Here is a 19,181-nt window from a genome sequence, read left to right as displayed (position 1 = left end):
CTATAATCACGGCCGGAGAATGGTGTATTGTTATGCACTTCCAATGCGACACGTATAGCGGCGTTTAATGAAGTCAGATTAGTACTGATGCGTTAAAAAATAGAATCGTTGAATTACACTATTCTGAGAGCTTTTTTGTTGCGTTTTTCATTTCAAATCAAAAAACATAAAAACCTTGCAAACACGTCGATATCAACTCGTTAGAGTAAAAATTAAAATATTAACGCATCAGTAGTAAATAGTGATAATGAAATCGAACAAGGTTTCAACCTTTGAGAGAATGGAATATATCGCTTTGGAAAATAGACGTAAAGCTATAGGAAAGATATAGGTAATTCTATCCTCAAATCAATAAATGCTCTTTAAAAGTGCGAAAAATAAAATAAAACGCACTATCGGAGTGCAAAAATGATTATCTTTGCAAAAAAGGAAGAAGTATGGATAAGTTATTTGAATATTCCAATAGGCTGATAAAAGAAACTGACACGAAGTTTCTTCGATATATGTACGATGAAATAAATTGGAAAAGCAGGATGATAGGCCTTATTGGACCTCGTGGTGTTGGTAAGACAACATTAGTCTTGCAATATATCAAGCAAAATCTCAATCCAGCCGAAACGCTTTATGTAACGGCAGAAGACTTTTATTTTGTTGATAACAAATTTGTCGATTTGGCTGATACTTTTGTTAAGCATGGTGGTAAGTACCTTTTTATAGACGAGATCCATAAATACAAAGATTGGGCAAAGGAATTAAAGTTGATTTATGACTATCACAAAGATTTGAATGTGGTATTTACTGGCTCTTCGGTTCTGGATATAAAAAAAGGTGCTTCGGATTTAAGCCGTAGGGCAGTTATATATAACATGCAAGGGTTGTCTTTCCGAGAGTATTTACAATTGTTTCATGGTATTTCCGCAAGAACCTACTCTCTAGAGGAAATATTGCAGCACAAAGTTGAATTGCCTGTACAACACCCACTACCTCTTTTCTCTGAGTATTTAAGAACTGGCTATTATCCGTTTGCCTTGGAAGAAGATTTCGGATTACGTTTAGGACAGATTATCAACCAAACGTTAGAAAATGATATTCCGATGTATGCTGATATGAATGTAGCGACCGGACGAAAACTAAAGCAATTACTTGCCATTATATCTAAGAGCGCACCATTTAAACCTAATATGAGTAAGATAGCAGAAATGTTATCTGCGAGTCGGAACAATATCGCAGACTATTGTCTGTATATTGAGGAAGCGGGCATGATAGCCCAATTAAGAGATAATACAGGTGGTGTTCGAGGATTAGGAAAAGTCGATAAAATATATTTGGACAATACTAATTTTATTTACAATCTTGCCGAAGATACATCCAATATCGGAAATATTAGGGAAACATTCTTCTTAAATCAAATGCGAGTAGAACATGACGTATTCGCATCGCCCGTTGCTGACTTTTTGATCGATGATAAAACCTTTGAAGTTGGAGGTAAGAACAAGGGACAGAAGCAAATTAAGGAGATTGAGAATGGATATATTGTAAAAGATGATATAGAGAGCGGATATCTGAATGTCATTCCATTGTGGCAATTTGGAATGAGTTATTAATGAGTTGAAAATAAAAAAAATAATTTCAAAAAACATAAAAGATGATATTTAATATTTATTACATCAATTTTCCCAAGGTTTATGAAATAAAAATGATGATTAGTAATATTATTTCAAAGGCAAAGGAAGTTACTAAAGGAAATAGTAACGAGACAGAGGACGATTTTAAAGCTAGAATTGGTTTTAAATTATTTGATTTCTTTAATACTGGAGTAGAAGGAGGAGGAAAAACAAAAGGATCTGATTCTAAAAAAGTATTAGAGACCTTTGAGATAAAAACAACCAAATCAGTTATTTTAAATGAAGTTGTTGAAAAAAGTAATAAAATAGTATCATTTGAAGGGATCAATGAGGGGGAACTTATAATGCTAGATAATGTTGATTTATCGCTTGAGAATGAGGCAGAATTAAGAACAATAAAACTTTTCACAAGTGGTGCATTTAAAGATATGGCTTTACCCGGAGCAAACGGATTCGATATTACAAATCTTTTTAACTCAATGTTTAAAGATTACGCTTATAAAATAAAAGGTAAAGTTGCTGAAAGATCAGAAGAATTATTGATAAAAATTCCGCTAACATTTGAAAATGAATTTGAGAGCTCTTACAATGTTGATGATTTATTTGTTGGGAAAGTTTCAATTTTAGGACTTTATAAGGGTAGAATCAAAATTGATGATTTAAAAAATTCATTTCAGTTCTTTCAAGAAATAGGTAATCTCCAAAATTTTAATAGTTTAAAAAATATGAATACTGAAGATGATGAGATACAAGAGAGTCAATATCCTAAAGAGACTAATGATTCTATAAATTATTTTATTAGTTCTGGTGATGGGAAAGATTATCACTATGTTGATTTACTCGCAATAGTTCAAAATGTGAATATCAAGCCTTGACATATGAAGAAAGAGCTACTTTTTTTTGAGAAAGATGATTTTTATGATTATAAAGAACTAAAACAGTCAGAAGGATATGCCATTGTTAGTATAAGTGATTATCTGAAAGACATAGGGAATAGTGAATTATTTGATAATTTTGACTTTACAACAACAATTATTGATATCTCTGCACTAGCCTCAGGCTATAAAGAGATTCAATCTCTCGCAGAACAGCTTTTGGATAAATTTCATCAATTTGAAGCTATTTTCATTGCAGATAAAAGATATGAAGAACTTCTTCGGTATGAGTTAAGGTATTGTTTTATATGTTTTAATGACGTTGAATTTAGCGAGAAACTTGAAAAACAGAGTAAAGAAAAATCACAGCAATCACTTTTACCTTCGAAGAAACATAAAAAAATTATAGATTTAGACGATGATGAATTAGACGTTTTCTTCTCTGAATTCAGGCAGCATTTGTATGGACATGAAAAATTCAAAGATGAATTTACCGAATTGGTAAACAATTTTAAAATTTTTAATCGTCTTGGAGAACATAAGATATTGTCTCTGTTCCTTATGGGAGAGTCTGGGGTTGGGAAAACAGAGGTTGCTCGAACTATATACAAATGCTTAGGAGGTAAAAAGAAATTAGCAAAGGTTAACTTTGGCAATTATAGTAGCGAATTCTCATTAAGCTCTCTAATTGGAAGTGCAAGAGGATATATCGGAAGTGATGATGGTGAAATTTTCATTAGGGTAAGGGATAGCGATGTTGGTATAATTTTAATTGATGAGTTTGAGAAGTCGAATGCTACTCTTTTTAATTATTTTTTAGACGTTCTTGAAAGTGGGAAGATAATAAGTTCTCTTGCTGATGAAATTGATCTGAATGGTTTTATTATAGTTTTTACATCAAATATAAGTAAGGAAGATTTTACTCATAAAATTTCTCCTGAACTAAGATCTCGTTTTGATTACAAAGGCTTGTTTACGTTACTATACAATGAAGACAAATTAAAATTTGTCGAGTTTCGTTTAAATGATATAATAAGAAAATACAATCTTACATTCGCGCCTCAATTACCTCAAAACCTACTTGACTATTTTTTAGTTCAAATCGATGTCAGCAAGTTTAATAATATGAGAGATTTAAATAAAAAAATAAAACGTGTTTTTGTTGACTATATCTTAAAACAGCAATATCAAGATTATGAGATAATTGAGGATGGAAAGGTGAAATATAGCTATGTAAAAAGATTACTTAATATATTTAAGTAATTATAAGTCGTTTTATGGATTTACTAAGTGAAATAACAGGCAAAATTACCACGTATATCAACAATGGTATTTCCTCTTCTGATTACAAAAACAAATAGTACACCAATAATACACCCAATCAAATGTAAATTATTGATAACCAACGATGATTCATATAATGTATAAAAAGTAAACACAACATAGCTTAACCGTCAATAAATATCAGAATTATTAGGTAGAGATGTTAAAGCGGTAAGATATTTCTAGTATATAATTATGGCATATAAGATCGATAGTAAACGAGTCATGGCAATAGCTTCAAATGCCTTGTTTGATTTATCAGAATCGGAGAAAATACGAAACAATAATATTTAATGTAAACCATTATGAGTAAACGAGATTACATACAAGCCAATAGAGACTGGCTGGAAACAAAATCAAAGGAAGAAGGAGTCAAAGCTCTTCCGAAAGGGATATATTACAAGGTAATAAACGAAGGGAAAAATGACGGAAACCATCCGACTCCGAGAAGTATTATTACCGCCCACTATACAGGATGGACTATTCATGGCAAAAAGTTTGACAGTAGCCGGGGTGGTACGCCAATAGCATTCCGCTTGAACGAACTGATTGAAGGGTGGATTATTGCGATGCAACAGATGTGTGTTGGGGATAAATGGGAGTTATATATTCCAGCCGAAATGGGATACGGTAAATTCTCACAGCCCGGTATACCCGGAGGATCAACACTTATATTCGAGATAGAGCTGCTTGGAATAATATAACACCTTAGCAATATATATAAATAGATCACCCCAACACATAGACCCGGTGGCTTCCTTTTCCTTTGGCTTGAATAAGACCTTCGGCTTCGAAACCGGATAGGTCTTTTTTGCTTTGGTAACGAGAGCAGTTGTTGATCTCGGCATATTTGAGGCCACTGATATACCCTTGTTCCTGTAAATAACTGAGCATACGAGCCTTCCGTTTTTTCAACGATGCACTGAAAAGAGGAGTTGACACCTTTTCCAGACTAGCCGACTGACGTATATGCTTCAAGAGTTTGGGGTTTCCCCGAAAATTGATGCGGTCGATTGCGACCTGCGTCAATATGCCTTCCGGGTATTCTTCTTCTCCGGAGTCATCTTGTATTTCTTCTACCTGATTGCTTCGTAAAGAAAGGGAGAAGGTACCAATTTCCTCCAGTTCCACATGATAGCCGTTTGTGAGCGACTTGCCGATAAACTTTCCGGCCGCGTCGAGCACCGCTTTGATTTGCGCTGAGTTGACCCCTAAATCGCGCAGTTCCGCACATAAATCGTCCATACGCATCGTACCTTTACTGATTACCCGGGCATGCAGCCGGGGAGGGCGTCCGGAGTTATCCGGTTGGGGAGTTTCATAGACTCCAAATCGAATCTTCATAGTTGTATTCTATTTTCATAGTTAATAAATAGTCAAGTTTCAGTAGACAATCTGACTGTCCATAGCTATCGACAGTACTGTTGATAATTGTGAGCAGTACTGTCGATAACTATCAACAGTACTGCCGACGACCGTCGACAGTCAAATTCTCTCAGCATAAAGATAGTAAAAAAATACTATATTTGTATACGTTTATTATTTAAAAAGATGAAAGAGCTTAAGTGTCCCAAGTGTAAGAGTGTGTTTACTGTGGATGAAGCGGATTATGCTTCGATTGTGAACCAGGTGAAGAATACGGAGTTTCAGGCTGAGGTGGATCGACGGTTACAGGAATTGTATAAACAGCATATAGCCGAACAGGAATCGAAGGTATTGAAAGCCGAGCAGAGTTTTCAGACCAAGCTTTCTTCCAAAGATTCGGAACTGAATAAAAAGGAGACAGAGATTGCCCGTCTTACGGAGCAGTTGAACGCCATTGCCCAAGCCAAACAACTGGAGTACACCGAACTATTGGCAAAAAAAGAGCAGGAGATCGCCCAACTCAAATCGTCCATCGAGCAGAAAGAAAGCAATATTGAGATTGCCGTATTGAAAGAACAGGGGAAAGCACAAGAAATATTAAAAGCCAAAGAATCTCTGATTGCCGAGCTGAAAAACAAAGTTATCATAGAGCAAAACAGTGCCATAGAACGACAGAACAGCCTAAAGGAGAAATATGAGTCGGAGCTCAAACAGAAGCAAGAACAGGTGGATTATTATAAGGATATGAAATCGCGGATGTCGACTAAGATGGTGGGGGAAACGCTGGAGATACATTGCAACACGGAGTTCAATCGGATGCGCCCCCTCTTCCCGAATGCTTACTTCGAGAAAGACAACGATGCCTCGGGAGGCAGCAAGGGCGATTTCATTTTCCGCGACTCGGAAGAGGGAACGGAGTATTTGTCTATCATGTTTGAGATGAAAAACGAAATGGACACAACGGCTACCAAGCATAAAAATGAGGATTTCCTGAAAAAATTGGATGAGGACCGAACAGCCAAAAATTGCGAATTTGCCGTCTTGGTGTCACTCCTTGAACCGGATAACGAGTTATACAATACCGGCATCGTAGACGTATCGCATAAATATCCGAAGATGTATGTGATCCGTCCGCAATTCTTTATGCCTTTGATCACGCTTTTGGTACATACTTCCAAAAAAAGCCTGGCCTATAAAAAAGCACTGATAGAGGCACAAAGCCAGTCGGTTGATGTGACTAACTTTGAAAAACAATTGACTGACTTCAAGGATAAGTTCGCCAACAACTATCGCTTGGCCAGTGAGAAATTCCAGACAGCCATTGCCGAGATAGATAAATCGATAGACCATTTACAGAAGATAAAAACGGCTCTCCTGGGCTCAGAAAATAATCTCCGCCTGGCCAATGACAAAGCAGAGAACCTTACAATCAAAAAGTTAACCCGTGGTAATCCGACGATGAAAGCCAAATTCGAAGAAGCCAGAGCGCAAAACCCAGAGATTGATGAAGAGAATGAACCTTTCCAATAAACTCACCGGCCGTATTCATATGGAAGACATTCAAGAGATTCTTCTGTATGTGGAAGGGAATGCGAAAAGGAAACAGGAATTATACGCATTGGCGTTTCATGAAGAAGAGAAGCTCTCTTACCAGGTCTTATGGGTTCTTACCCATCTCAACCGGCAGGAGAACAGGTGGTTGTTTGATAAACAAGACGAACTGATCGACCAGGCAATGCAGTGCAAGCATGCGGGCAAACGCCGTTTATTATTGAGCCTGTTGCTTAAACAGCCTTTATCCAATCCGCCCCGGGTAGATTTTCTGGACTTTTGCCTCAAACATATGATATCCGGGGAGGAGCCATCCGGTATACAGGCACTCTGCATGAAGCTGGTGTATGCCCTCTGTCGTCCGATTCCGGAATTGTTACAAGAAGTACAAACGACCTTCGAACTGATGGAAACCGACTTCCTCTCCCCTGCCACCCGGGCAACCCGCAGGAATATATTAAAAGAGATAGGGAAGAAAAAGAAACGGAGGAATTGATAGAATCAAAAAAGACAGAAACACATTTGTCGCAACATTCATTTTTTCAATCTTTTTTTTAGCCATTACAACCTTTGGCCTTCGCAAGATAAAATTTCCGGGTAAAAATGGATGAAATTTCACTCCAAAACGCCATTCTCATGCTGTCAGAAAGGTGATAATTTAAAAAATAAAGTATCTTTGCCTTGTTTTAAACAAGCCGTAACCAACGGTCAACACAAATTATTTAATTAAATATCATTTGAAAATGGAAAACTTAGTAGGTAAAATCAAAGAAAGCTTTGATGCTTTTGAAAAAGATGCAGCTCTTCAAGTAGAAAAAGGAAACAAAGCAGCTGGAACTCGTGCTCGTAAAGCATCTTTGGAACTTGAAAAAATGTTGAAAGAATTCAGAAAAAAATCTCTGGATCATTCAAAACAGTAAATTCCCAAAAGAAGATTCCCTCGCTCATTCGATGGAATCTTTTTTTTGCCCTTTTATCATTTAGCAAAGAACATTTTCTCTCTCCCATTTGCTCCTTTCCCCCTTATCTGACATCCGTTTTTTTTTGCAAAAAGAAACACATACATACGCAGGGAGAAGGCATGTATTTTAGACAGTAATACATCCGTGGTTCCCGAATAATTATCTATATTTGTCTTCATTCTTTTTTAATCTGAAGATTCATCTACTATGACTGATATACAAGACGCAAAAACATCGGGTGAAGCAATGATACAAGCCGAATTCGATGCCCTTTTAAATGATTACTTACATTCGAACCACCGGCGGAAAGTGGAACGCATCACAAAGGCTTTTCACTTTGCCAACGAGGCACACAAAGGAGCCAAACGACGTTCCGGTGAGCCTTATATCATGCACCCCCTTGCCGTGGCTCGCATTGTTTGTGGGGAGATGGGTCTGGGATCGACCTCCATTTGCTCCGCCTTATTACATGATGTGGTGGAAGATACCGAGTATACAGTTGAAGACATAAAGGATATGTTTGGTCCCAAGATCGCCCAGATCGTTGACGGACTGACGAAAATATCGGGAGGCATATTCGGCGACCAGGCTTCTGCCCAGGCAGAAAACTTCCGCAAACTGCTCCTGACCATGAGTGATGATATCCGGGTGATCCTGATAAAGATTGCCGACCGCCTGCACAATATGCGCACCTTAGGGTCTATGCTTCCGGCCAAACAATACAAGATCGCCGGCGAAACACTTTATCTGTACGCCCCTTTGGCACATCGGTTAGGCTTATTCACTATAAAGACCGAACTGGAAGATTTGAGTTTCAAATACGAGCATCCCCAGGAGTACGACTCTATCAATGAAAAATTACGTGCATCCGAGGGGGTACGCAACAAACTCTTCCAGCGTTTCCGGGAGCCGGTAGACAAAAAACTCGAATCCATGGGGTTGCATTATGAGATGAATTCCAGGGTGAAATCCGTCTATTCCATCTGGAATAAGATGGAGAGCAAAAGAGTGTCTTTTGATGACATCTATGATATCTATGCTGTGCGGATCATCTTTGACCCACTTCCCGGGGTAGATGAAAAGAATCAGTGCTGGGATATTTATTCGGCTATTACCGATATTTATAAAATCCTTCCGGATCGCATCCGCGACTGGGTGAGCCGCCCCAAAGCCAATGGATACCAAGCTTTGCACCTCACCGTCATGGGACCGGACGGGGAATGGGTAGAAATACAAATCCGCAGTCAACGGATGAACGAAATCGCCGAAAAAGGATTTGCCGCTCATTGGAAATACAAAGAAAACAGTGTCGAAGAGGATGCTGAGTTAGAAAAATGGTTACAAACCATTACCGAAATATTGGAAAGTCCCGATCCGAATGCATTGGATTTTCTGGATACGATCAAATTAAACCTATACTCTTCGGAAATATTCGTATTCACCCCCAAAGGGGATATGAAGACGTTGCCACAAGGAGCTACCGCTTTGGACTTTGCCTATGCACTGCATACCGACATTGGCAATAGCTGTATCGGAGCCAAAGTAAACCATAGATTGGTTCCCCTCAGCCATCCTTTAAAAAGCGGAGACCAAATAGAGATATTAACCTCCCGGTCGCAAGGGCCTCAACCGGAATGGCTCAACTACGTGACAACAGCACGGGCACGTTCTAAGATAGATGCCGTCTTGAAAAAGGCGAGAAAAGAGGTTGCCAAACAAGGAGAAGAAAAGGTGTTGGCTGCATTAAAAAAAGGAGAAATAGAGGTCAACACGTCCAATCTGGACAAATTATCCATGTATTTTGGTTTCCCACAAAGAGAGGAATTCTATTATGCGGTAGAAAAAGCGGATGTCGTATTGCCGGAAAACATAAAGAAAATCCTGAAAGAAAAAACGGATAACGGCTTATTTAAATATGTAAAACAGGCATTTAAGGTTGGCAACAAAAACAAAAAAGAAAGTCAGAAAGAACTGAAAGATAAAAAAGAGAATGGCGACAGTAAAAAGCCGACTTATGACAAATCGAAACCTTATATTCTGCGGGAAGCTGATTTTGTACATAACTATGTCATTGCCGATTGTTGCAAACCGATCCCCGGAGATGATGCCTTGGGCTTTATCAACGATGATGGGAATGTGATTGTACACAAACGTGCCTGCCCGATAGCGATGCGACTGAAAAGCAGTTTCGGCGAACGTATCCTCAACACCCAATGGAGCAGCCACGAGACAGCCTCTTTTGATGCTACCCTGGAAATAAAAGGTATTGACTCGATCGGAGTCTTGACCGAGATTTCTAAAACCATCTCAGAATTCAATGTCAACATTCAACGTTTGTTCATTGATGTAAAAGATGGTATGTTCGAAGGAAAAATAAAGATGAAAGTACACGACGTAGAAGATATTCAACGCATGTGTGTAAACCTTTCCAAAATCAAAAACGTTAAATCCGTCGGTCGTATTGCGGAATAAACCCGGTATTTAGTCTTTGACTGAGAGCCCCAATAGGCGGGCCAGGTCTAATGCTTGCAGGGATGTGACTGTAAGTCCACGCAATTCGGGACTCAAAACGGGGCTTATGCGCATACCGGCAATCTCAGAGTCTGTCAGGTCAACCCCTTTTAACGGTGTGTTATAGAACTCCGCTTCCATCAAATGACACTGATGAAAGGCAACATGGTGAAACGAGCAACTATCCAAGGCGGCACCGCGCAGGTTACACCCTGTATATTGTACATCCCGTTGTTTGCTGGCAGACAGGTTGACATATTCTGCCTGGCATTCTTTAAATAAAACCTGGTTCAACGAGGCGTCCGAAAAGTTTGTCCCTGTCAATTTACATCCATTAAACTCAACACGAGAGAAACTACTACCCGTAAAATGGATATTAGAAAGATCACAGTTATTAAAAACCACATCATTGCACTGTATCTTCGTCAATTTACAATCACTCCAACTGATCGCAGAAAAGAGGCAGGAGTAGACATATAGCTTTTCATTTATAATCCCCTCAACGAAAAGATTTTTAAAGGCACATTCAATAATTTCATGGTTCTTCTTTTTGAGTGCATCGGCCAGGTCTACACCTTCATTCAGTTTATTTACAAGACGGGGAGCCACTAATTTTATCATCGGATTCAAGCTATAATTTCTATTAAACGTTTGACAAAGATACAGGAATAAACTTTATTTTCGTGACCCAACTCTCAACTTCACAACTTTTCTGGGGATGACCCGGAGCTTCGAACAAAGCCCTTCAGCGAAGTGTCTTAAAACAACAAAAGCCGCTAAAAAGCGGCTTTCCGTGTGACCTGGGTGGGGCTCGAACCCACGACCCATTGATTAAGAGTCAATTGCTCTACCAGCTGAGCTACCAAGTCATGCATTCGTTAGACGATTGCGGGTGCAAAGATAGGGGTTTAATTGTTTAGCACAAATTTTTTTGTTTATTTTTTCTGTCTAATTCAGTCGTTTGTCAATCAATTTCAAAAACATCGGAAGGAGTGTTTCGCTTCAAGGCTGTCAGTGTAACATCTTTTCCAACGCGTATACCTTCTTGAAACAAGCGGATATCTACCGTTTTATAAGCTAACTCAGGATGGTTATTATCCTTACTGAGGTGACAAAGCCATATGTTTTTAAGCTCAGGATGATAATGTGTTGCCAAAAAATCGGCCGCTTCCCGGTTACTGAGGTGACCGGTCGGACTGGCCACACGTTCTTTCAGGAAAGAGGGATAAGAACCGAACCGAAGCATCTCTTCATCATAATTTGCTTCGATAATGAGATGATGGGCCATAGACATATATTTACTTACCGTTTCGGTAATATGTCCTACGTCCGTGGCAAAAGTGAAACGATGCGTATTGTATTCGATATGATAGCCTACATTGTCCGTACTATCGTGAGGCACTTCGAAGGCCGTGATTTTAAAGTCACGTATAAGAAAAGGAGATTCTTTGTCTATGATTTTGCGGGAAGAATATAATGTTTCTTCCACATACCGGCTGCGTTCAATGCCCTGATGGACACCCTGGGTTGCATACACGGGTATACCGCACCTCTCTCCCAGGCAACCTACAGTCTTTATATGATCGGCATGATCATGGGTAATAAGTACGGCGATAATACGGGAAAAGTCAATGCCGAAATCTTTTAATGCTTTCTTTATTGTCCGAATGCCGATGCCGGCATCAATCAGTATGCCATATTCAGAAGTGCCCAGGTAATAACAATTACCACTGCTTCCGCTAGCCAGGCTTATAAACGTTAGTTTCATCTTTTTTATCTTTTCAATCCGCTCACTGGCGATAGTTCTCCGGAAGTGTTATTTCTCCAATAAGCGAACAGTTCATATGTTCTTTGACCTCTTCCGGATTCATTCCGTGGCCAAAGAGGAACATCAACTTGGTAACTGCACTTTCTGTCGTGCTATCGTATCCGCTGATAACGCCTGCTTCCAATAATTTATGTCCGGTTTCATACCGGTACATTTCTACGGTACCGGCCATACACTGACTTATATTTACGATCACGACTCCTCTGTCCACTGCTTTTCTCAACATCTTCAGAAACCAATCATGCCGTGGGGCATTTCCGCTTCCGTAGGTTTCCATCACCACGCCCTTGAGGTTCGGTATACTCAATATGCTTTCAATCACCAAAGGGGATACACCCGGAAACAATTTAAGTATCGCAATGTTCTCATCCAACAAATAATGTGGCTTCAAAGGTTTGCGTGATACCGGATGATAAATCTGTGCCAGATCATACTTCATATGAATACCGGCATGTGCTAATGCCGGGTAATTATAGGATCGGAAGGCATTGAAGTTATCGGCACTGACTTTGCTGGTTCTGTTTCCGCGTAATAAATTATTTTCAAAGAAGACACATACTTCCGGAATAAGCGGTTGTCCATTTTCTTTGGCGGCTGCTATCTCTATGGCAGTTATCAGGTTTTCTTTTCCATCCGTCCGCAACATACCGATAGGCAATTGCGACCCCGTAAGAATAACCGGCTTACTGAGGTTCTCAAGCATAAAACTCAATGCCGAGGCTGTATAAGACATCGTATCCGTACCATGCAGAATAACAAAACCATCATACAAAGAATAATTTTCAGCAATAATCTCTACCAGCTTCTTCCAGGACTCCGGCCCCATCTCTGAAGAATCCACAGGAGGATTAAATTGAATAGAGGAGACTGCATAACCTAATTTTTTCAATTCAGGCACATTATCCTTTAAGTGTTGAAAATTGAATGGTTCTAAAACGCCTGTTTCAGGGTTCTCCATCATTCCGATGGTTCCCCCTGTGTAAATAAGCAAAATGGACGCTTTTTCCTGCTGATCGTTCTCATGTACAGTCATAACGCACAAAGTTAATAATTTATTCTACTCATCCCCTTTTAAGACAGGGACACTTAAATGAAATTTCACCGCAATCAAACGAGCCACCAACACACTCACAGCCGTCACGATCTGCGTAAGTGTCATTGTCATAGACATTTTCACACAAAAATAATAAACCACGCCCCCCAACACACAGGTCAGTGCGTAAATATCCTTTCTAAAGATCAGAGGTTCTTCATTGATCAGAATATCCCGCAGGATACCACCTACTGATCCGGTAATGGTCCCCATCACAATAGCCACCCACATCGGATAACCAAATCCCAGGGTTTTATAAATACCTGTTACCACAAATAATCCTAAACCGATAGCATCAAAGATGAAGAAGGTATTATTGAGTTTGATAACGTATTTCCGAAAAGTGATAACAAACAATAAAGCCAGGCCGGATACAACCAGATAAGCAGCCTCCTCCATCCAAAAAGGCGTGGCATTCAGAAAAATATCACGTACCGTACCGCCTCCGATTGCCGTAACAAGGCCCACGACATAGGCGCCAAACCAATCAAATTGTTTCGCAGAAGCTAACCGGATACCACTAATTGCAAACGCAAAGGTTCCGGCATAGTTGCAAAAGGTGATAAAATCTATCATTTTGTTTTTTCTGCAAAAGTACGGAATAGTTTGAAATTTTGCTCTTTTTAGAAAGAATACCTAATAATTATTTAAACCAAACCAATCCTATCCAGTTATATATTCATACGTTTGTAAATACGAATAAGATTTAGGTAAAAAGTAATAGGCATAAAATGAAGAAAATAGCAGTAGGAACTATACTTCTGCTTCTGACGCAATTCACATGGGGGCAGTATTTTCCGCAGACAGTTCCCCGGAAATATTTCAGCGACTCAACCTACGTTATCCCCCGCCGCCCCTGGCTTGCAGGGGCAGAGACTTTTACGGTGAATATGGTTGTCTGGGGATTCAACCGCTATATCTCCCAAGTGGATTTTGCGAAAATAAACGGACATACAATCAAGGATAACTTCCAAACAGGACCTATATGGGACACGGATAAGTTTACTACAAACCTCATCTCCCACCCCTATCACGGCTCTTTATATTTTAATGCGGCACGCAGTAATGGATTGAGTTTTTGGCAGTCTATACCCTATACTGCCGGAGGAAGCTTGATGTGGGAGTTCTTCATGGAGGCAGAACCACCCTCCATCAACGATATGTTTGCCACGACATTTGGAGGTGTCGAATTAGGGGAAATACTGTTTCGTCTATCTGATATCTTTCTCGACGACCGTACCTCCGGCCCCGAACGGATTGGGCGCGAGATCCTCTCCGGCATCCTCTCTCCCGTTCGGGCTGTCAACCGTCTGGTAACCGGAGATGCCTGGAGATACAGATCCCATAAAGGACGTACCTTCCCTTCCGTTCCGATTAATTTCATTGTAAATGTAGGTCCTCGTTTTTTGGCAGAGCAGGAACAGTCCAAACACGGCACGACCAGTATGAACGTAAATTTCAACCTGGCCTATGGAACCCCGTTCGGAGACGATTTCTATTCTCCTTACGAATGGTTCAAATTACAGGTAGGCGTAGATCTTTTCTCCTCCCAACCCTTAATCAGCCAGGTGAGTGCCATCGGTGCCTTATGGGGAAAGCAGGTTTGGGAGAAAGGGAATAGAAAGTTAACAACCGGTGTCTTTCAACATTTTGATTATTACGACTCCGAACTAAGAAGCAATAGCGAGAATACAGTGGCCCCCTACCGCATTTCTGAAGCGGCAGCTATCGGAGGAGGTCTGCTCTATAACAAAGAATCTTCTGCTGCAGATCCTATCGATATCTATGCCGAATTCTATCTAAATGGAGTCGCTTTAGGAGCCAGCATCTCCGATTATCTGAAATTAGAAGAGCGCGACTACAACCTGGGAAGTGGTTACAGCATCAAAGGCTTTACCGGCCTTACCTACAAAAAGAAATGGAACTTCGCCTTAAACATGGAGAATTACCATATCTTCACCTGGAAAGGGTATGATCCGGATCTGGATTTCAGCACCATTGATTTAGAAAGGCTGAATGTACAAGGTGAAAAAAGCAACGCACGCCTTACCGTCTTCTCCACCCACCTGTCCTACTTCAAGAACAGATGGAACATCACTCTGTCCAACCGTTATTTTTCCCGTCATACCCGGTATAAGTATTACGAGAATGTAACAACATCGACCTATGACCTCTCCTTAAGTATCGGCTGGCGTATTTAATTCTTTCGTTCCAACTCACGTAGGTTCTCCATCTTCTTGCGTTGCATAAACTCGTAGATTCCTTCCAGATGCTCTGTGACTTTCTGGTTACCGAATTCATACACTTTCGTTACCAAACCATCCAGGAAGTCACGATCATGTGATACGACAATGAGCGTGCCGTCAAAATCCAACAAGGCTTGTTTCAGGATATCTTTCGTTTTCATATCCAAGTGGTTGGTCGGTTCATCCAGGATCAAGAGGTTCACCGGCTCCAATAAGAGTTTGATCATCGCCAGCCGGGTACGCTCCCCTCCGGATAATACCTTCACTTTCTTTGTCGAATTTTCACCTCCAAACATAAAGGCACCCAATAAGTCTTTGATCTTATTCCGTATCTCTCCTTGTGCCACATCATCGATTGTCTGGAAAACCGTCAAGTTCTCATCCAAGAGCGAAGCCTGATTCTGTGCGAAGTAGGCAGTCATCACATTGTGCCCGATCGTGAGAGTCCCCTCATGATCGATCTCTTTCATAATACATTTGACCAAGGTCGATTTACCTTCCCCATTCTTACCGACAAAAGCGATCTTGTCTCCTCTTTCAATAGTCAGGTTCGCCTGACGAAAAACCGTATGATCGCCATAACTCTTACTCACCCCTTCCAGCATGACCGGGTAAGCACCCGAACGGGGGGAAGGAGGGAACTTTAGGCGTAAGGCGGATGTATCTTCTTCGTCCACTTCCAGGATATCCTGTTTTTCCAACATCTTTACACGGCTTTGCACCTGCAGTGTTTTGGAATAAGTACCTTTGAAACGTTCGATAAACTCTTTGGTCTCCGCAATCATCTTCTGCTGTTCGTCGAAAGCTTTTTGTTGTTGCTCGCGCCGTTCTTTACGCAGTTGCAGGTAACTGCTGTAATTCACTTTATAATCGTAAATACGTCCCATCGTGACTTCGATGGTACGGGTGGTAATGCGATCCACAAAAGCCCGGTCGTGACTGATAACCACCACTGCCTGTCCGTTATCAATCAGGAAGTCTTCCAGCCATTGAATCGATTCTATATCGAGGTGATTGGTCGGCTCATCCAACAACAATACATCCGGTTTCTTCAAAAGCAGTTTGGCCAATTCGATACGCATACGCCATCCTCCACTGAAAGAACTTGTCTGCCGGTCGAAATCACTGCGTTTGAAACCAAGGCCTAACAATGTCTTTTCAATATCCGCATCGTAGTTGATCTCTTCTATCGAATAGAACTTCTCGCTTAAGGTTGATACACGTTCTATCAGCTCATAATAACTGTCAGAATCATAGTCTGTCCGTGTTTCCAACTCTTTATTTATCGCTTCAATCTCTGCCTCCATGGCATGCAGATGGGCAAACGCCTGTGCTGTTTCTTCAAAAACCGTTCGTCCGTCTTCCGTCATTAAATGTTGAGGAAGGTAAGCGATTACCGTATCTTTGGGGGCAGAAACTTTGCCACGCGTTGGCTCCCGTGTACCGGCCAGTATCTTGAGCAGGGTCGATTTACCGGCCCCGTTTTTACCCATTAAGGCAATCCGGTCTTTTTCGTTAATGACAAAAGATATATCTGAAAAAAGGGCACTCCCCCCAAACTCTACTGTTAAGCCGTCTACTGATATCATAATCCTGTTTAATCGTTTCCTCTATTTATTTATTTCAAAAAGCCCTGCTTTTTCAACACCTGCAAGAATACATCGGAGAAATATTCATTATTCTTTTTCGTATACCGGATATCGGTAAACACCTGCGCCAACGTTTCTTTATTGTTGATCTTTACATATTCCTTATTGGCTTCCAATTCTTCTTTTGCCTTATACAAAGTATCAATAGACAAAGGTGTATAATCGGCGTATATCTCTTGATGCACAAAGGCTTCCAAAGGCAGACGTTCCGATTGCACCGGAAGCGGCTCGGCCGGATAACCGACAGTTACCGTAACAATAGGCACCACCAAACGGGGCAGTTTCAGTTCGCTGATGAATTTATCCGCATTATACGCCGTAGTACCCAGGAAACATATACCTAAGCCTTTGGCTTCTGCTGCATCACAGAAAGCCTGAGCGAATAACATCGCATCGATGGTAGCCGCCAGAAAGGTTTGCAGGTTATCGAATCCGGCTTCTGCCTTTCGTTGTTCCGCCCATTTCACAAAACGGTTGGCATCGGCACAAAAAGTCAACACCACCGGGGCCTCTGTCACCATCTTCTGGTTGAAATGCAAAGGGGCCTGCCGTTCTTTATTCGCCTGATCGCGGGTGACGATCACACTATACAACTGCATATTCCCCGTATTGGAGGCGCGGGATGCGATCGCAAACAATTCATTCAACAGGGATTCGGGAATATCCTGATCGGTATATGTACGAATAGAACGCCGGTTCTTCATCTTTTCTAATAACATCACTTCCTTCTTTTAATTTCTTCGCAAAGATAGTGAGTTCGGTTTATTCCGCCTAATTATTTATTTCCCCTCAATCCTATGATTCTTTTCGCTTAAAAGAATCTCTACCCATTTGTAGGTATTCGCTCTTTTATCTACCTTTGTTTAAATATTAAAAGACATGAGTATTTCAAAAGTTTACTTCACCAATTTACGGACCACTCCTTCCAGCAACCTATTGACAAAACTGGAACGCCTTATTAAAAAGGCAGGTATTGAAAATATTGACTTTAAAAATCAGTTTGTAGCTGTCAAATTACATTTTGGCGAACCGGGCAACCTGGCCTATATCCGTCCCAATTATGTGGCACGGTTAGTAAGTGTGCTTCGTGAATTAGGAGCCAAACCTTTTCTTACCGACTGCAATACACTCTACTCGGGAGGTCGATCCAATGCAGTGGATCATTTACAAAGTGCCATTGAGAATGGCTTTAACACGCTATCGGCGAAATGTGTCGTCATAATCGGTGATGGTATAAAAGGAACCGACTACCGGGAAGTGCCAACAGGAGGCGAGCTTTGTCCTACTGCCAAGATCGGTGCTGCCATAGTCGATGCAGATGTTATTATTTCGGTGAATCATTTCAAAGGACATGAACAGACCGGATTCGGTGGAGCCTTGAAGAACCTGGGTATGGGCTGTGCAAGTGTCGGTGGCAAATTAGAGTTACACGCCGCCTCCCAACCGGTCATTACTGAAAAGAACTGTGTGGGATGTAATATTTGTGTGAAACACTGCGCACATGATGCGGTGCATCTGAATGCCAACCGCAAAGCTGTCATCAATCTGGATCAATGTGTCGGTTGCGGTCAATGCGTGGCCCTCTGTCAATATAACGCTGCCGTATTGGGTGAAGACGATACATCCGAACGACTCAATTACAAAATAGCAGAGTATACCCATGCTGTTTTAATGGACAAACCCCATTTTCATATCAGTTTTATAATGAATGTATCCCCTGAATGTGATTGCTGGAATCATAACGATGCCGCCATTGTTCCGGATTTGGGTATAGCTGCCTCTTTTGACCCGGTCGCCTTGGATAAGGCATGTGCCGACATGGTCATACAGGCTCCTGTTTTAGCCAATAACCGGATTACAGATACCTGTTCACATGAACATATGGAGGGAACAGATAAATTTCACCTGTTGCATCCGGAGACTTCCTGGCAATCAGGGCTGGAACATGCAGAAAAACTGGGTATCGGTACACAACAATATGAGTTGATTACCGTCTGACAAAGCCATTCTCAAGCAATTTTGAAGAAAAAACGCAGTTCTATGTGCACAAAAATGCAGGACAATTCTACTGTTGATAGCTATCGTTACTACTGACGATAACTATCGTCACTACTGATGATAGCTATCGTCAGTAGTAACGATAGCTATCAACA

18 protein-coding genes and 1 tRNA gene are annotated in these 19,181 nt (G+C 40.8%); 10 read left to right on the top strand and 9 right to left on the bottom strand.

All coding sequences use genetic code 11. The features are described 5' to 3' along the window. Positions 1–437 precede the first annotated feature (437 nt). From D0T51_RS11400 to D0T51_RS11385, 4 genes are all read left to right on the top strand, one after another. The gene (locus D0T51_RS11400) at positions 438–1,604 is read left to right on the top strand and encodes an ATP-binding protein (protein WP_163729437.1); all 1,167 of its coding nucleotides are present in this window, start codon (positions 438–440) and stop codon (positions 1,602–1,604) included. 41 nt (positions 1,605–1,645) lie between these two features. After that, a complete protein-coding gene (locus D0T51_RS11395) occupies positions 1,646–2,500 on the top strand; it encodes a hypothetical protein (RefSeq protein ID WP_203583380.1) in 855 nt (284 codons plus the stop codon). A 3-nt stretch (positions 2,501–2,503) separates the two neighbouring features. Then, positions 2,504–3,763, top strand: a complete 1,260-nt coding sequence (locus tag D0T51_RS11390; protein ID WP_163729436.1) for an AAA family ATPase — start codon at positions 2,504–2,506, stop codon at positions 3,761–3,763. 365 nt (positions 3,764–4,128) lie between these two features. Beyond that, positions 4,129–4,527: an FKBP-type peptidyl-prolyl cis-trans isomerase gene (locus D0T51_RS11385; protein ID WP_163729434.1), complete on the top strand. Its 399-nt coding sequence runs from the start codon at positions 4,129–4,131 to the stop codon at positions 4,525–4,527. 25 nt (positions 4,528–4,552) lie between these two features. Here D0T51_RS11385 and D0T51_RS11380 read toward each other — a convergent pair whose 3' ends face one another. Beyond that, on the bottom strand, positions 4,553–5,167 hold the full coding sequence (locus D0T51_RS11380) for a hypothetical protein (protein ID WP_163729432.1): 615 nt from the start codon (positions 5,165–5,167) through the stop codon (positions 4,553–4,555). Between the two features lie 207 nt (positions 5,168–5,374). Here D0T51_RS11380 and D0T51_RS11375 point away from each other — a divergent pair, with 207 nt between their 5' ends. The 3 genes from D0T51_RS11375 to D0T51_RS11365 all read left to right on the top strand — a co-directional run bounded on the left by D0T51_RS11375 (position 5,375) and on the right by D0T51_RS11365 (position 7,659). Beyond that, positions 5,375–6,718: a DUF2130 domain-containing protein gene (locus D0T51_RS11375; RefSeq protein WP_163729430.1), complete on the top strand. Its 1,344-nt coding sequence runs from the start codon at positions 5,375–5,377 to the stop codon at positions 6,716–6,718. Further along, on the top strand, positions 6,702–7,235 hold the full coding sequence (locus D0T51_RS11370; RefSeq protein ID WP_163729440.1) for a hypothetical protein: 534 nt from the start codon (positions 6,702–6,704) through the stop codon (positions 7,233–7,235). Before D0T51_RS11375 ends, D0T51_RS11370 begins: the two co-directional genes overlap by 17 nt. A gap of 247 nt (positions 7,236–7,482) precedes the next feature. Further along, positions 7,483–7,659, top strand: a complete 177-nt coding sequence (locus tag D0T51_RS11365) for a histone H1 (protein WP_163729428.1) — start codon at positions 7,483–7,485, stop codon at positions 7,657–7,659. 56 nt (positions 7,660–7,715) lie between these two features. Here D0T51_RS11365 and D0T51_RS11360 read toward each other — a convergent pair whose 3' ends face one another. Next, the gene (locus tag D0T51_RS11360; RefSeq protein ID WP_163729426.1) at positions 7,716–7,880 is read right to left on the bottom strand and encodes a hypothetical protein; all 165 of its coding nucleotides are present in this window, start codon (positions 7,878–7,880) and stop codon (positions 7,716–7,718) included. Positions 7,881–7,908: 28 nt separating this feature from the next. Between D0T51_RS11360 and D0T51_RS11355 the strand changes: the two genes are divergently transcribed. Next, positions 7,909–10,173 carry a bifunctional (p)ppGpp synthetase/guanosine-3',5'-bis(diphosphate) 3'-pyrophosphohydrolase gene (locus D0T51_RS11355; RefSeq protein WP_163729424.1) on the top strand — a complete coding sequence of 755 codons (2,265 nt, stop codon included), beginning with the start codon at positions 7,909–7,911 and terminating at the stop codon, positions 10,171–10,173. Between the two features lie 9 nt (positions 10,174–10,182). On the opposite strand, the gene D0T51_RS11350 is transcribed toward D0T51_RS11355, so the two are convergent. From D0T51_RS11350 to D0T51_RS11330, 5 genes are all read right to left on the bottom strand, one after another. Further along, complete coding sequence (locus D0T51_RS11350) at positions 10,183–10,833, bottom strand: pentapeptide repeat-containing protein (protein WP_163729422.1); 651 nt, start codon at positions 10,831–10,833, stop codon at positions 10,183–10,185. Positions 10,834–11,008: 175 nt separating this feature from the next. Continuing rightward, positions 11,009–11,081, bottom strand: a tRNA-Lys gene (locus D0T51_RS11345). Positions 11,082–11,176: 95 nt separating this feature from the next. Next, positions 11,177–11,980, bottom strand: a complete 804-nt coding sequence (locus D0T51_RS11340) for an MBL fold metallo-hydrolase (protein WP_163729421.1) — start codon at positions 11,978–11,980, stop codon at positions 11,177–11,179. A gap of 22 nt (positions 11,981–12,002) precedes the next feature. Beyond that, entirely contained in the window at positions 12,003–13,073 is a 1,071-nt protein-coding gene (locus tag D0T51_RS11335; protein WP_163729419.1) for an asparaginase, read from the bottom strand. Positions 13,074–13,097: 24 nt separating this feature from the next. Beyond that, the gene (locus D0T51_RS11330; RefSeq protein WP_163729417.1) at positions 13,098–13,709 is read right to left on the bottom strand and encodes a trimeric intracellular cation channel family protein; all 612 of its coding nucleotides are present in this window, start codon (positions 13,707–13,709) and stop codon (positions 13,098–13,100) included. Between the two features lie 155 nt (positions 13,710–13,864). Here D0T51_RS11330 and D0T51_RS11325 point away from each other — a divergent pair, with 155 nt between their 5' ends. Further along, complete coding sequence (locus D0T51_RS11325) at positions 13,865–15,334, top strand: DUF3943 domain-containing protein (protein ID WP_163729416.1); 1,470 nt, start codon at positions 13,865–13,867, stop codon at positions 15,332–15,334. Here D0T51_RS11325 and D0T51_RS11320 read toward each other — a convergent pair. Next, positions 15,331–16,968 carry an ABC-F family ATP-binding cassette domain-containing protein gene (locus D0T51_RS11320; RefSeq protein WP_163729414.1) on the bottom strand — a complete coding sequence of 546 codons (1,638 nt, stop codon included), beginning with the start codon at positions 16,966–16,968 and terminating at the stop codon, positions 15,331–15,333. The genes D0T51_RS11325 and D0T51_RS11320 overlap by 4 nt on opposite strands. Before the next feature lie 29 nt (positions 16,969–16,997). After that, positions 16,998–17,747, bottom strand: a complete 750-nt coding sequence (locus D0T51_RS11315; RefSeq protein ID WP_163729412.1) for a nitroreductase family protein — start codon at positions 17,745–17,747, stop codon at positions 16,998–17,000. A gap of 160 nt (positions 17,748–17,907) precedes the next feature. Here D0T51_RS11315 and D0T51_RS11310 point away from each other — a divergent pair, with 160 nt between their 5' ends. After that, complete coding sequence (locus tag D0T51_RS11310; protein ID WP_163729410.1) at positions 17,908–19,026, top strand: DUF362 domain-containing protein; 1,119 nt, start codon at positions 17,908–17,910, stop codon at positions 19,024–19,026. The last annotated feature ends 155 nt before the right edge of the window (positions 19,027–19,181 follow it).

Origin of the sequence: Parabacteroides sp. 52 (assembly GCF_010500925.1) — a bacterium.
Lineage (GTDB): Bacteria > Bacteroidota > Bacteroidia > Bacteroidales > Tannerellaceae > QVMG01.
The sequence above is the reverse complement of the archived record's forward strand: the minus strand, read 5'-3'. Positions and strand labels throughout refer to the sequence as shown.